This is a genomic window from Stenotrophomonas sp. MYb238 (assembly GCF_009496535.1).
Classification (GTDB): domain Bacteria; phylum Pseudomonadota; class Gammaproteobacteria; order Xanthomonadales; family Xanthomonadaceae; genus Stenotrophomonas.
In genome coordinates, this window is record NZ_WIDL01000034.1 from 1 (window position 1) to 12910 (window position 12910).

A 12910-nucleotide genomic window follows, 5' to 3' on the forward strand; every position below is an offset into this window, starting at 1 on the left:
CTGGTCGATACCCGGCGCGGCACCGGCCGTACCCGCCCCGCCTGCCGCGCCGGGTATCGACCAGTCCGTGGTGCGCACCGTCGTTTCGGCCAAGGGCGCGGCACCGGCCGCCCTGCCTGCGCTGCCGGCGCCGCCGCCGCCGGCCGTCCCGGCCGCGCCCAAGGCGCCGCCTGCGCCGCCCGCGCCGCCGATCTCGACCAGGGGCGTGATCCATCTTTCGCAGAGCCCGGGCGGCAATGGCTACGTGCTGTTGAAGGGTGACCGCAGCGTCATGAACGGTTCCCTCGCCGACCTGCAGCAGGCGCGCCGGCTGGACGACGGCAATGGCGTGCTGCTGCTGCGGCGCGACGGCCGCGCCTACGTGGTGCGCGATGCCGGCCTGATGTCGCATTTCGAGCAGGTCTTCGCCGAAACCACGCGCCTGGGCGAGGAACAGGGCCGGCTCGGCGAACGCCAGGGCAAGCTTGGCGAGCGCCAGGGCGAGATCGGCGAGCGCATGGGGGAAATCGGTGCCCGCATCGGCGAACTGGCCGCGCGCCAGGCTGAACTGGCGTTGGCCGCGCGTAGCCAGGAGAACAAGGCGCTGATGCGCGAGCAGATCGAAACCGCGCGCCGCGAGGCCGAGAAGGCCCGCGCCGAAATGGACAGGCCGGCCATGCGCGAGGAGATGCGGGAACTGGCGCGCCGCCAGACGGAACTGGGCAGGCAGCAGGCCGAGCTTGGCCGCCAGCAGGCGGAGGCGAGCGTGCGTGCGCAGCGCGAGGCCGAGCAGCTGATCCAGCGGGCGATCCGCGACGGCATCGCGCAGCCGTTCGAGGGCTGAGAACAGGGCGGCGGACCGAAGCCGCCCTTCCCTCCCGATCCAGACGCCCACCCTCGCCCTGGCGTTTTTCTCCTGCAAGGGACGAAACGAATAGCCATGGCGGCGCCATCCAGAGCGACGGGACCAATCGCGCTCCTGCCCGGCCTGCGCACACGTCCGGCAAACGCAAAAGCCCCGCCTGGAAGGCGGGGCTTTTGAACACCAGCGTCAAAACCGCCGAGGCGCGGGATCGGACGCGTGGCGTACTCAGTGCTTCATGGCGTGCTTGTAGCTGCGCATGATGCTGTGGCATTCCTGCACGCGCGGCATGAAACGCTCGGCGGCGAGCCTGGCGGACGCGGGCGTATCGGCATCGGAAAGGGTGTCCTTGAATGCCTTCAGCAGGCGATCCTCCGATTCCTCCAGTTCGGCGACATAGGCGTAGTCGGTATCGCCCAGCGCGGCGCGCACCTTGCCGTACATCTGGCGCATCGAGCCCACCATCGTGCCGCTGTCGGCCGGCTTGCCGCCGGTGGCCGCCACTTCGGCGCTCAGTCCCTGCACGATCTCGCGCTTGTGCCCGGCCATCTGGGTGAAAAGGGTGGCGAGTTCGCCGCTCTTCACCTTGCCGGCGGCTTCGGTGTAGAACTCCGCGCCATCGCGCGCGATCTCGATCAGATCGTTGAGGCTGTGCTGGATTTCTTTTTCGACCGTCATGGCGTTCTCCTTTGGAATCTCTGTCGCAGGAAGGGTGGACGACCATCCTGGCCATCGCTGCATGAAGCCTGCGTGCAGCGCAGCGCTTGGGCATTGCCGCTGATCGGCGGGCGTTCGGCTTTGTGCAACGGATGCGAACGTCCGCATGCAAACGCACACATGGGAGCTACAAGAAGCACGCCAAACCGCGCGCCGCCGTCAACGGAAGCGCGTCTGCGGTGCTGGAAAATGTTGCATACGTGGCCTCGCAAAAATGCTGTCGCATTGAGGCCGCTGCGCGATCACACCGGCCGCGCGCCGCTACATCGTGGCGAGCGCGCGGTTGTCGAACTGGCCGGGGAACTGGGTCGCGATCTCGCGCTTGCGCTCGATCGCGGCCAGGATGGCTGGCGCGAAATCGACGCCGGCGGTCTGTCCGCAGGCGTGCAGGTTACCGGGACTGAATACGTTAACTTCCAGGATGGTCTCGCCGATGATGTCGATGCCGACCAGGAACATGCCGTCGCCGATCAATTTCGGCCGGATCAACTCGGCCACCTTCAGTTCGCTCTCTGTGATACGCACCTTGCGCGGCTTGCCGCCGGCGTGGATGTTGCTGCGGATGTCCTGCTTGCCGGCGACCCGGCGCACGGCGGCATAGGCGCCGTCGACTTCCAGCGGCACGCCGTTCATCAGGAACAGGCGTATGTCGCCCTTCTCCGCGCCAGGCACGTAGCCCTGGGCGATGATGTAGCCGTCGCGGCCTATGGCCTCGATGATCTGGTTGAGGTTCTTGCCGGATTTCCCGTCGAGCAGGAACACCCCGTTGCCCCCCGAGCCCTGCAGCGGCTTGAGCACGCACCTGCCGTTGTGGCGCCTGGCGAAGGCCTTGATGTCCGCGGCCGAGCGGCTGATCAGCGTATCGGCGCGCACCGCGCGCGGGAACGACTGGAAATACAGCTTGTCGATGGCCTGCGACAGTGCGGCCGGATCGTTGAGCACCAGCACCCCGCATTGCGCGGCCAGGCGCCCGAACTGGATGCCGGCCATCTGCGCCCAGGGGCGGTCCTGCGCGTCGCGCGAGGGATCGTTGCGCAGCATCAGCACGTCGATGTCGCGCATGTCGATCCGCTTGGTGCGTGCAATCGCCTGCACTTCCGCGAAGAACTTCTCCATCGAGCGCCTGGGCGGGCCGGCCTTGAGGATGCGCGCATGCACCTTCAGGCCGTCGTCGTGGTCGAGCACGAAATCGTCCGGGGTGACGTAGCACACGTCGTGGCCGCGGCGGCTGGCCTCGTGCGCCAGCACGGTGGTGGTGTAGTGGAGGTATTCGTCCTCCATGGCGTTGACGAAAAAGGCGATCATCACGTGGCGTCTCCGCGTAGGGCCTCGATGAAGGGAATGCCGCCGCGGATGGTCTCCAGGCGGGCCTGCGCCTGCGGGCGCGAAAGCACTTCCGGCCGCGAGCGCGGCGCCGACAGCAGGCCGCGGCGCAGCAGGTCGTCGACGCAGGGCACGTGCCGCGCCGCGATCTTGCCGAACCAGAACGGTTCCAGCGGTTCGCCGGCCTGCACCGTGCGGAACACCTCGTACAGCCCGCGCAGGTAGATCGCGTCCTTGCTCAACCCGCCGGAGCGGAACACGCGTGCGACGATGCCGAACGCGGTGGCCGGGGCGAAGCCGTGTTCCCTGCGCAGCAGCCGTTCGCACGCCACGAAATCGGCGCCGGACAGCATCGCGTCCACCGCCAGAACGCGCGCTGCCAGCAGGCGCAGGCGTGCGGCGGTGAGCCCGCCGGCCAGGTACTCGGCGAACACGCCCAGGCCTTCCTGGATGCCCTCGTAGCCGGCCAGGCCGGTACCGAAGATCGACAGGCCTTGGCGGCCGCCATTGCTGAAGGTCAGCACATGCACGCCGATCTCGTGCTGCAGCAGGGCATCGAGCCGGCGCCGACGCATGCGCGTGGCGGTGGAGATCAATACCGAGCGGCCGGACACCATCAGCCCGGGCGCGATGTCCTTGCGCAGGCAGACCTCGGCCTCGAAGCCGGGATCGTCGGCGCGGTAGCGCGCGAGCATCGTTTCGGCCGCCGCCTGCACCGCGTGGCAGTCGATGCATGGATCCTCGCCGTCCTCGTCCGGCGCGATGCCGGCGAGGATGTCGCGCGCCAGCGCCAGCAGCGGCGCATCGACCGCGCCGTACAGCATCACCGAGGCGTGCGGGAAGTCGGCGCTGTTGCGCGCCTGCAGCAGGGTCAGCTGCAGGTCGATCTCGCGCTGCTTCTCCAAGAAGATCGTTTCCAGCACCGGGTCTTCCACGCTGCGCACGTCGATGGCGAACAGCGCGCGCTTGCTGGTTTCCGGGCTGATCGTCAACGGCCGGTAGCGGAATTCCGGCAGCGTCGGCTGGTTCCCGGCGAGGTAGCGGTCGCGTTCCTCCACGGTATTGATCGGCGAGACCGCGAGCAGGAATTCGAACGAGCGGCTGATGGCCTCCAGCGCCGCATCGACGTCGCGCACCGCCTGGATCATATGGCTGCGGCCGAGCAGGCGGTGATGGAATGCCGGCCCTGGCGCGCTGGCCTGCATGAACGCGGCGCAGGCGCGCAGCAGCGCGTCGAACACCGCGCTTTCCATGCTGCGGAAAACCTGCGGATACACGCTGTCGCCGCCGGGGACGCGGTAGACCGGCGGCAGCCCCAGCGTCAGTCGCGACACGCCGTCGGCAAGACCGGCGAGCAACGGTGCGGCCGGGCCGGCATCGACCGCGTCCACCGGCGCGACCCGCGCCTTGCGCTGTTCGATCTCCAGGTCCTGCAGGGCCTGCGCCAGCGCCGCGGCGGCTGCCTGTGCGGGCGCATCGTCGCTGGCGCCGAGCACGAACTCCAGGCGCTCCAGCCGCGGACTGGTATCGTCCAGCGCCGTATCCGGCGGCAGGTCGTACAGCGACACCAGCAAGACCTGCGGGAAGCGCCCACGCAGCGCCTGCAATGCCTCGTGCAGGGCCGAGGCGGCATCGTGCTGGCCTTTGGGCGAGGTCTTCCACAGCAGGCTCGATGCACTGATGCGCGCCAGCTGCCGGGCCAGGTTGACCGGTTCGCCGGCATGCGCCGCCACCACCAGGAACGGCAGCGGCCGGTCCAGGTGCAGGCGCCCGCCATCGGCCAGATCGCGCCGTTGCAGGCTGTCGCCGGGCGCCTGCTCGTCCACCGCGCGTCGAGGAAGCTGGCGCGCCCGCTCAACCATCGAGCAGCCCGGCCGCGACCCGCGACAGGTGGTCGATCAGGGCGCGCATGGCCTGCAGTTCCGCCACATGCGGCGTGCCGGTCCATTCGTCCATGTAGAACTTCTTGAACTCGAACGCGATGGCGCAGCCGCGGCCGGGATGGCGCGCGTGCACGAACCGGGCCAGTTCGCCCTTGCCCTGGAACGCGACGTTCTCGCGCACGTCGAGCCGGCGGCCGGCGAAATCGAACCGGGCGATCTCCTCGATCAGCGGATCGAGCAGCCAGGCCCATTCGGCGCGCGGCATCGAGAAGGTGCCGATGTTGATGTCCGGCGCGTTGGCCTGGGGCATGGGCGGCGCCCCGGCGCCGTCGCGACGGTGGTTGTAGCTGTGCACGTCGAGCACCAGGTAGCGGCCGTGCGTGTCGTGCAGGTCGTCGAGCAGCTGGCCGAACATCGCGTAGAACGCGCGGTGGTAGCGCAGCGAGGCGTCGATTTCGGCCGCCGGCAACGGCTCGCGCCACACCTCCAGCCCCCAGCACTGCTCGGGCCGCTGGTAGACCGCATCGTCCGCGCCGCGGTTGAGGTCGACCTCGAAGCGTGAACGCGCCGGCACCACGTGATTGGGAACGCCGCGCACAGCCTGTCCGGTGAACGGGTCTTCCTCGCGCAGGCGCGCGGCGTCGGGCAGCGCCATGCGCGCGGCGAGCGAAGCGCGCAGGCCGTGCCCATCGTGGATCGCGGTGGCCACGACCGGCCCTTGGCCGCGTTGCACCTGCCACCAGGCGGCAGCGTCGGGAAGCGTGGGTGGAAGCGCGGAAGAAGATTGCATGATGCAAGGCATGACACCTTTCCGGCGGTGAGGACGCCGTGAGCGCTGCCCATCGCGCGCTTTCGCGCGGCGAAACCGATACTGCAGACGCGCCTCGCAGGATGCCCGCGCCTATGGCGTGCGTCAGTTTCCGGCCGTCAGCGCCGCCGCGCGCTCTTCCGCCTCGGCCTGCACCAGGCGCAGGAACAGCTGCGCCAGCGTGACCACGTCCTGGTGGTTGTGCTCGCCGACGCGGCGCAGGTTGCGCGCGCTGCCGCCGCGCAGGTAGTCCAGCCACGCGCCCGGCGCTTCCGAACCGGGCAGGTCGTCCTCCCGCTGGATGCGCAGCAGCTGGCGCTCGATGGTCGCCAGCCGGCAGTTCTCCCAGGTGCCGCGCCAGCGGCGGCGCGTCGGGAACAGCAGGTCCACGTGGTCCAGCGCGGAAATCGGATCGCCGCGCCGCGCCAGCCGGTAGCGCGTCTTCAGCAGCGGCGCGTCGTAGCAGCGGCCGTTGTAGCTGGACAGCACCGTGGTCGGCGCCAGCCAGGCGGCGAAGGCGTCGAGCATCGCGCTCTCCGCGCCCATCGTGGACATCAGCAGCTGGCGCACGCGCAACCCCTCGCCGCGCGCGGCATCGCGATGCCAGTCGGCCGCGCCGATCATGAAGGCGCGGGTGCCGGTGCCGCCGGCCAGGCCGGTGGTCTCGGTGTCGAAGAACAGCAGGTCGTGCGGCGGCACCGCCTCGTCCGGGCGCTTGCTGAAGGCCAGCGACAGCGGCCGCGCGGGAACCGGTTGCGGCAGGAAGGCCTCGATCAGGTGCAGCCCGGGCGCGATCTCGGTGCCGGGCAGGTCGCGGTCGATCGGCCCGCTGCGGTCGTCGCGCGCCACCGGCGCGATCGCGCGGTTGCGGGTGGCGAGCAGCCGGCGCAGGGCATGCACGTCCTGCGGCCGGCCCGGGGAACGGGCGGCCGGTGCGGGCGCCGGCGTGGCGGGCCGGTGCCGGATCTGCTCGACCCAGCCGAAGACCGAATCCTCGCGTGCGGGCGATGCCGGCAGCGCTTCGCCGCGCGCGGGTGCTTCGCGCGCTGGTGCCTGTCGTAGGAGCGGCTTCAGCCGCGAAACCGATGAACCCGCCGAAGCCGGCAAAGCGCCGGATGCCTCCGAAGGAACGGGCATCGCCTCGGCTTCCGACGATGTCGGCTTCGCGGCTGAAGCCGCTCCTACGGCGGCGGTTGCGGCATCGGCATGCCCGGCCTGCTTCCGCAGCGCCTTCAGCTTGTCCAGGCTGATGCTCATGGCAGCAGGTCGAGGGCCTCGTCCGCCTCGTCGGCCGGCGCGGCGGCCGGCACCTGGTCGCAACGCGCGTCGGACAGCAGCGACAGCACCCGCAATGCCAGCGAACGCGGCGTCTCGCCCTGGCCTTCCTCCTGCGCGGCCAGCACCGGACCGACACAGGCCGGGCAGCCGGCGCTGCAGTCGCAGCGTTCCACCAGTTCCAGCGCGCGCTGCACCAGCTCGCCCTGGCGCAGCCACAGCGGCTCGCTGAGGCCGACGCCACCGGGGAAGTTGTCGTACAGGTATACGGTCGGCACGAAGCTCTGCATCAGTTCCACCGCGCCTTCGCCGCCCTCGTTGCCGCGCAGCTGGCCGCGGCCGGTCTGGTCGGCCACCGCGAACCAGGCGCCGTCGCCGCTGCCCACCGCCTTCTGCAGGTCGCGCGCGTCGGCCATCACCGCCACCGTGGCGACGATGTGCAGCGCATAGGCGGCGCCTAGGAAGCCGTCCAGCGCGTCCTGCTTCTGCGCGAACGCGCGCAGCAGCGTGGCCTGCGGCAGCTGCCACCACACCGCGGTGGTGTGCAGTTCCTGGTCGGGCAGGTTGACCGGGCCGTAGCCGATGTTCTCGTGGGTGTAGTAGCGGATCTTCTTGTAGCCGGCCACGCGCCGCACCACGTGCACCTCGCCGTGGTGCGCATCGCCCAGGCCGGCGCCGTTGCCGTCGAAGCGGTCCAGCACCTTGAGCTTGGTGAAGTCGATGCTGTCGGTGTAGTAGTCCACGTGGGTGCGGGTGACGTAGGCCTTGCGCCCGTCCCAGTCCAGCCGTTCCACCTGGTAGGGCGTGCTCTGCACCATGTGGATGGCGCCTTCGTACAGGGTCAGCGCGGCGGCCGAGTAATCGACCTCGGCGATGATCTGCTGCTTGCCGTCGCTGCGGTCCACCACCACGAAGTTGCCGTCGGCCACCGCGCGCAGGCTCACCGCGTTGGCCGGGTAGCTGTCGGCGATCCATTCCCAGCGGTCGCCTTCCTGGTGCACCACCCCGGTCTCGGCCAGCGCCTGCAGGAACACCCGCGGGTCGATCGGCCCGAACGGCTCGCCGCTCATGAACGGCAGCTCGAACGCGGCGCAGCGGATGTGGTCGAACAGGATCAGCGGCTGGTCCGGGGCGATGCGCGCGTGCTCGGGCGTGGCGTTGGCGAAGAAGTCCGGGTGCCGCACCACGTACTGGTCCAGCGGCTGGCTGCTGGCGACCATCACCCCCAGCGCGGCCTGCTGGCGGCGGCCGGCGCGGCCGAAGCGCTGCCACGTCGCCGCCACGCTGCCGGGGTAGCCGTTGAGCACCACCACGTCGAGCGCGCCGATGTCCACGCCCAGCTCCAGCGCCGAGGTGCTGACGATGCCGTCGATGGCGCCGGCGCGCATCGCGCGCTCGACCTCGCGCCGCTCGGTCGGCAGGTAGCCGCCGCGGTAGGCGCGGATGCGCGCCGGCTTGCGCGGGTCGTTGTCGAAGATGTCCTTCAGGTACTTGGTCAGCACCTCCACCATCAGCCGCGTCTGCGCGAACACCAGTGTCTTCAGGCCGGACTTGATCGCGATGCGGGCGATGCGGTTGGCCTGCGAGCGCGCCGAGGCGCGCAGGCCAAGGTCGGGATTGATGACCGGCGGGTTCCACAGCAGCACGTGCTTGGGCCCGCTGGGTGCGCCGGATTCGGTGATCGCATGCACCTGCTCCTCCACCAGCGCCTCGGCATGCGCGTGCGGGTTGCCGATGGTCGCCGAGCACAGGATGAACTGCGGTTGCACGCCGTAGAACGCGCAGATGCGCTTGAGCCGGCGGATCACGTTGGTGACGTGGCTGCCGAACACGCCGCGGTAGGTGTGGATCTCGTCGATCACCACGTAGCGCAGGTTCTCGAAGAACTGCGCCCACTTGGTGTGGTGCGGCAGGATCGCCTGGTGCAGCATGTCCGGGTTGCTGACCACGATGTCGCCGTGCAGGCGGATCGCCTGGCGTGCGTCGCCCGGGGTGTCGCCGTCGAAGGTGAAGGCCTTCACGCCCAAGTCGCCGGCGCGGTTCAGTTCCAGCAGCTCGGCCACCTGGTCCTGCGCCAGCGCCTTGGTCGGGAACAGGTACAGCGCCTTGGCATTGCCCTGCATGGCCGCGCTCACCACCGGCAGCGTGTAGCACAGCGACTTGCCCGAGGCGGTGGGGGTGACGATGGCCACGTGCTCGCCGCGTTGGGTGGCATTCCAGGCCTCGGCCTGGTGCGAGTACAGCTGCTCGATGCCGCGCGCCTTGAGCGCGGCCTTCAGCGCGTCGGGCACGTCGTCGGGGATCGGCGCGTAGCTGCCCTCGCGGCCGGGAATCGTGAAGCTGCCGGTGACGCGGTCGCCGTAGCGCCGGGCCAGCCGCTGGCCGAGCAGCGCGCCGTCGCGCGAGGGCAGGCCGTCGGTGGTCGCCAGCGCCCGTTCGCTGGCTTCGGTGCGGGGAGCGAGGGAAAACGCCATGCCGGTACTGCCGATAAAGGACCGGCATGGAAGCACATCGCCGTCTCAGCCTGTGAGACCCGGTGCAGGCTGAACGACGGCCGCGCCCGCGAACGGAATCTGAAGGCGGCATCCGTATGCTGCCGCCTTCGGAAACCGGCAGGGGCACGAACGGTGGCAAGGCGTTGGCGATACGCAACGGTGGTGGCGGGCATGGTGCTGGCGGGCGTGGCGCAGGCGCAGCAGGCGCCGCCGCCGGTCGAGGATCCCGCGCCCGCCGTGGACGCCGCGCCGCCGCCTGCCGAAGGGGTGAGGACCCTGGAGGAAGTGCGCGCGCTCAAGCCCGAGGACGACCAGCCGCTGGACCTGTACCGCTTCCGCAATCCGGTGAAGGTCGAGTCCAACCGTTTCAGCCGCTCATGGAGCGAGCCGCCCACGCCCGAGCAAGTCAGCCTGAGCGGCGGCTACCTGATGATGGGCATCAACTACGGCCTGATGGCCGCGGCCAAGGGCCTGCACACGCTGACCGGCGGCCGCGACCAGATCCAGTCCGCCGTCGCCCGCCCGCCGCCGGAACTGAGCCAGGCGCAGCGCAGCCGCGCGCTGCGGTTCTGCGCCCAGCAGGAAGACTGCGCGGCGCCGCCCGGCAATTGAGGGCGCGGCCGGAGCGACGGCCCGCTCCGTGCGGTTCCATCGTCCATCGGCAAGCCGCGGATCGGCACGTCCGGCGGTACCGCGATCGCCTACCATGGCGCATCTTCGACGGACCGCCGCCGTGACCGACCTCCTTCCCCTGAAGTCAGCGACGCCGCCGTCGCGCATCGCCGCCTGGGTGCTGATGCTGCTGGGCATGTGGGTGGTGCTGGAGCTGGGGCTGGTGGTGACCCTGCTGTCCGGCCTGCTGGTGTTCCATCTCAGCCACGTGCTGGCCTCGACCGTCGAAGGCAGGCTGCCGCCGGGCCGCGCACGGGCGATCGCGGTGGTGGTGCTGTCGGTGGCGGTGGTCGGCCTGCTGAGCCTGGCGATCGTCGCGGTGGCCTCCTTCTTCCGCAACGAGACCGGTGGCCCGGACGCACTGCTGGCGCGGCTGATGGAGATCCTCAACACCTCCCGCCACCAGGTGCCGGCCTTGCTGCAGCCCTACATCCCCGAGGACATGCAGGCGCTGCGCACCGGGGTGAACGAATGGGTGGCCGAGCACCGCCGCCAGCTCGGCGTCGCCGGCACCTCGGCGGTGCAGATCAGCGTGCGCGTGCTGATCGGCATGGTGCTGGGGGCGATGATCGCGCTGTACGACGAACTGCCGCTGCCGCGGATGGGGCCGCTGGCGCGGGAACTGGTCGGCCGCACCAGCCGCCTGGCCACCGCGTTCCGCCAGGTGGTGTTCGCGCAGGTCAAGATCTCGCTGCTCAACACCCTGTTCACGGCGATCTTCCTGCTCGGCGTGCTGCCGCTGCTGGGCATGCACCTGCCGCTGGCCAAGACCCTGGTGCTGATCACCTTCCTCGCCGGCCTGCTGCCGGTGGTGGGCAACATCATCTCCAACACCGTGATCACCATCGTCGCGCTGTCGGTGTCGTTCTACGTCGCCGTGGCCGCGCTGCTGTTCCTGGTGGTGATCCACAAGCTGGAGTACTTCCTCAACGCGCGCATCGTCGGCGGCGAAATACGCGCCCACGCCTGGGAACTGCTGCTGGCGATGCTGGTGATGGAGGCGGCGTTCGGCCTGTCCGGCCTGGTCGCCGCGCCGGTGTTCTACGCCTACGTCAAGCGCGAGCTGGTGGACCAGGGCTGGGTCTGAGCGCGCGCCCGGCCGCTCAGGACGACACGCCCGCCAGCGCCGCGTACATCACCACCAGCACCACCAGCCAGAAGTAGATGCTGCCGATGAACAGGTAGCGCGGCAGGGTGACCCACCAGCGGCCGCCATACACGCGCTGCTGCATCCACAGCAGGTACACCGGCACCGACACCCACAGCAGCACGAGCGTGAGGTTGCCCAGCGCATTGACCACCAGGTTTCCCGCCGCATGGGTGATGCCCATCGTCAGGAAGGTGGACAGCAGCACCAGCATCAGCCACGCATGGCTGTACAGCGCCACCACCAGGTGTTCCAGGTAACCGATGCCCCGGCCCAGGTAGGCCATCCGCAGCACCAGCGCGAAGATCGGCATCAGGAAGAACAGCGCACCGGGCAGCGCGGTGAGGATGGCCTGTACGTACAGGTCGGTCTTGCGGCCCATGCGCTGGACGTTGGCCTGGGCGTTGGCCAGGCGCCGGTTGAGCCAGTTGTTGAAGAACTGCGGCATGCTGGAGAACACCACCGGGTTGGTGTCCGGGTCCCAGGGTTTGCCGTTGATGTCGTGGGCGAAGAAGGTGCCATACCCGTCCCCGCTGGCACGGCCCGCTGCCTGCGCGGCGCGGTTCATGGCGGCGCTGGTGGTGCTCCGCGCCTGCTGCTCCAGTTCGGCCGTACGCTGCGCGGCGGCGGTGTTGACCGCGGCCATCGCCATCGCGAAGGCCGCGGCGGCGGTCGGCGAGCCACTTTGCTGTGCTTCGATCTGGGCCACCTGCGCGGCGCGCACCGTCTCCACTTCCTGCACGGTCCTGGCGCTGGCGAACAGCGCGTTGTCGCCGCCGCTCATGCGCATGTCATCGGCATGCACGGTCAGCTTGCCGACGAAGAAGGTGAACAGGGTGAGGATCACGAACAGCCGCAGCGGCTGCACATAGCCCACGCGGTGGCCCTTGAGGAAGTTGACCGCCACCCGGCCGGGTACCAGCAGGTCGCGCAGGGTGCGGAAGATGCGCCCGTCCAGGTGCCAGAACGACTCGAACACTTCCTCGATCGCATGGCCCACGTGCTTGAGCGGGTTGTGTGCCGACTGCCCGCAGGCATGGCAGTAGTGGCCATGCAGGGCGGTACTGCAGTTCTCGCAGGTGCCATGCGCATGCGCGGCTCGATCAACAGCAGCCTGTTGCTCGGTAACGGGCGAAACGTCGGTCTGGCTCATGTGGCTGAAGATGGCGGCTCACGGAAGCCGCATACGATAGCGGTGTTTGCCGATGTCGTTCAGCACTGATTTAGGCGTGGCGCGCCGAACCGCGATGCCCCGCTTGGCATGGAGGAGGAAGAGAGAGGGGGCTGGACGGAGCGGACTGGCTCAGCTACGCGGTCGCGGCTTCCGGTGCCAGAGCGCGTTGACGATCACCCAGCGGCCGTCGAAGCGGCCCATCTGCAGGTGATCGATGAACCACGGGCTTTCCAGCCGCACCGTGGCGATGTCCTCGTCCACCTGCAGCACCGTCACCGTGCGCTGCCATTGCTCGCGCGGGGTCTTCAACGCGCCCTCGCGGGTGAAGCGGATCAGCTCGTCCGAGGTCATCCGCCCCAGCCCGAGCGTCTCGTCGGGGTTGGCGACGACGTTGCGCTTGGCCAGGTCCGGGTGCAGCGCCCGCCTCACCCGCGCCGGGTCGCCCCCCAGCTGCCCGTCCATGTAGTCGTAGGCGGTGGCCTCGATGGACCGCAGCGTGGCCGCATCCGGCGGCGCCGCGCCGGCGCTGCCGGCAACCCACAGCATTCCCAGTACGAACAAACGCATTGCGGCTG

Annotated in this window: 9 protein-coding genes and 2 pseudogenes; 3 read left to right on the plus strand and 8 right to left on the minus strand. The window is 69.8% G+C overall.

All coding sequences use genetic code 11. The features are described 5' to 3' along the window. A pseudogene (locus CQ393_RS18115) lies at positions 1–823 on the plus strand (hypothetical protein); the annotation flags it as partial. A gap of 246 nt (positions 824–1069) precedes the next feature. On the opposite strand, the gene CQ393_RS16905 reads toward CQ393_RS18115, so the two are convergent. The 6 genes and pseudogenes from CQ393_RS16905 to CQ393_RS16930 form a co-directional block, all read right to left on the minus strand. Beyond that, complete coding sequence (locus tag CQ393_RS16905) at positions 1070–1519, minus strand: PA2169 family four-helix-bundle protein (RefSeq protein ID WP_153193281.1); 450 nt, start codon at positions 1517–1519, stop codon at positions 1070–1072. A gap of 300 nt (positions 1520–1819) precedes the next feature. After that, complete coding sequence (locus CQ393_RS16910) at positions 1820–2863, minus strand: glutathione synthetase (protein WP_153193349.1); 1044 nt, start codon at positions 2861–2863, stop codon at positions 1820–1822. Continuing rightward, positions 2863–4743 carry a tyrosine/phenylalanine carboxypeptidase domain-containing protein gene (locus tag CQ393_RS16915; protein ID WP_153193283.1) on the minus strand — a complete coding sequence of 627 codons (1881 nt, stop codon included), beginning with the start codon at positions 4741–4743 and terminating at the stop codon, positions 2863–2865. Before CQ393_RS16915 ends, CQ393_RS16910 begins: the two co-directional genes overlap by 1 nt. Then, a complete protein-coding gene (locus tag CQ393_RS16920; RefSeq protein ID WP_153193285.1) occupies positions 4736–5554 on the minus strand; it encodes an N-formylglutamate amidohydrolase in 819 nt (272 codons plus the stop codon). The genes CQ393_RS16915 and CQ393_RS16920 overlap by 8 nt, the downstream gene beginning before the upstream one ends. Positions 5555–5677: 123 nt before the next feature. After that, positions 5678–6823, minus strand: a pseudogene (locus CQ393_RS16925) (ribonuclease H-like domain-containing protein); the annotation flags it as partial. 2 nt (positions 6824–6825) lie between these two features. Next, entirely contained in the window at positions 6826–9321 is a 2496-nt protein-coding gene (locus CQ393_RS16930; protein ID WP_228114641.1) for a DEAD/DEAH box helicase, read from the minus strand. Positions 9322–9513: 192 nt separating this feature from the next. On the opposite strand from CQ393_RS16930, the gene CQ393_RS16935 reads away from it, so the two are divergent. After that, positions 9514–9954, plus strand: coding sequence for a hypothetical protein (locus CQ393_RS16935; protein ID WP_153193289.1), 441 nt, complete (start codon positions 9514–9516; stop codon positions 9952–9954). Between the two features lie 121 nt (positions 9955–10075). After that, complete coding sequence (locus CQ393_RS16940) at positions 10076–11101, plus strand: AI-2E family transporter (protein ID WP_343200021.1); 1026 nt, start codon at positions 10076–10078, stop codon at positions 11099–11101. A 16-nt stretch (positions 11102–11117) separates the two neighbouring features. Here CQ393_RS16940 and CQ393_RS16945 read toward each other — a convergent pair whose 3' ends face one another. Together CQ393_RS16945 and CQ393_RS16950 are read right to left on the minus strand one after the other, a co-directional pair. Next, a complete protein-coding gene (locus CQ393_RS16945) occupies positions 11118–12314 on the minus strand; it encodes a DUF3667 domain-containing protein (protein ID WP_153193294.1) in 1197 nt (398 codons plus the stop codon). A gap of 150 nt (positions 12315–12464) precedes the next feature. Continuing rightward, entirely contained in the window at positions 12465–12881 is a 417-nt protein-coding gene (locus tag CQ393_RS16950; RefSeq protein ID WP_228114643.1) for a nuclear transport factor 2 family protein, read from the minus strand. Between the last annotated feature and the right edge of the window lie 29 nt (positions 12882–12910).

Excerpts from the sequence above, each read along its gene's own strand:
- CQ393_RS16905 (WP_153193281.1), bottom strand. The coding sequence starts at position 1,519 with ATGACGGTCGAAAAAGAAATCCAGCACAGCCTCAACGATCTGATCGAG.
- CQ393_RS16910 (WP_153193349.1), bottom strand. The coding sequence starts at position 2,863 with ATGATCGCCTTTTTCGTCAACGCCATGGAGGACGAATACCTCCACTAC.
- CQ393_RS16915 (WP_153193283.1), bottom strand. The coding sequence starts at position 4,743 with ATGGTTGAGCGGGCGCGCCAGCTTCCTCGACGCGCGGTGGACGAGCAG.
- CQ393_RS16920 (WP_153193285.1), bottom strand. The coding sequence starts at position 5,554 with ATGCAATCTTCTTCCGCGCTTCCACCCACGCTTCCCGACGCTGCCGCC.
- CQ393_RS16930 (WP_228114641.1), bottom strand. The coding sequence starts at position 9,321 with ATGGCGTTTTCCCTCGCTCCCCGCACCGAAGCCAGCGAACGGGCGCTG.
- CQ393_RS16935 (WP_153193289.1), top strand. The coding sequence starts at position 9,514 with ATGGTGCTGGCGGGCGTGGCGCAGGCGCAGCAGGCGCCGCCGCCGGTC.
- CQ393_RS16945 (WP_153193294.1), bottom strand. The coding sequence starts at position 12,314 with ATGAGCCAGACCGACGTTTCGCCCGTTACCGAGCAACAGGCTGCTGTT.
- CQ393_RS16950 (WP_228114643.1), bottom strand. The coding sequence starts at position 12,881 with ATGCTGTGGGTTGCCGGCAGCGCCGGCGCGGCGCCGCCGGATGCGGCC.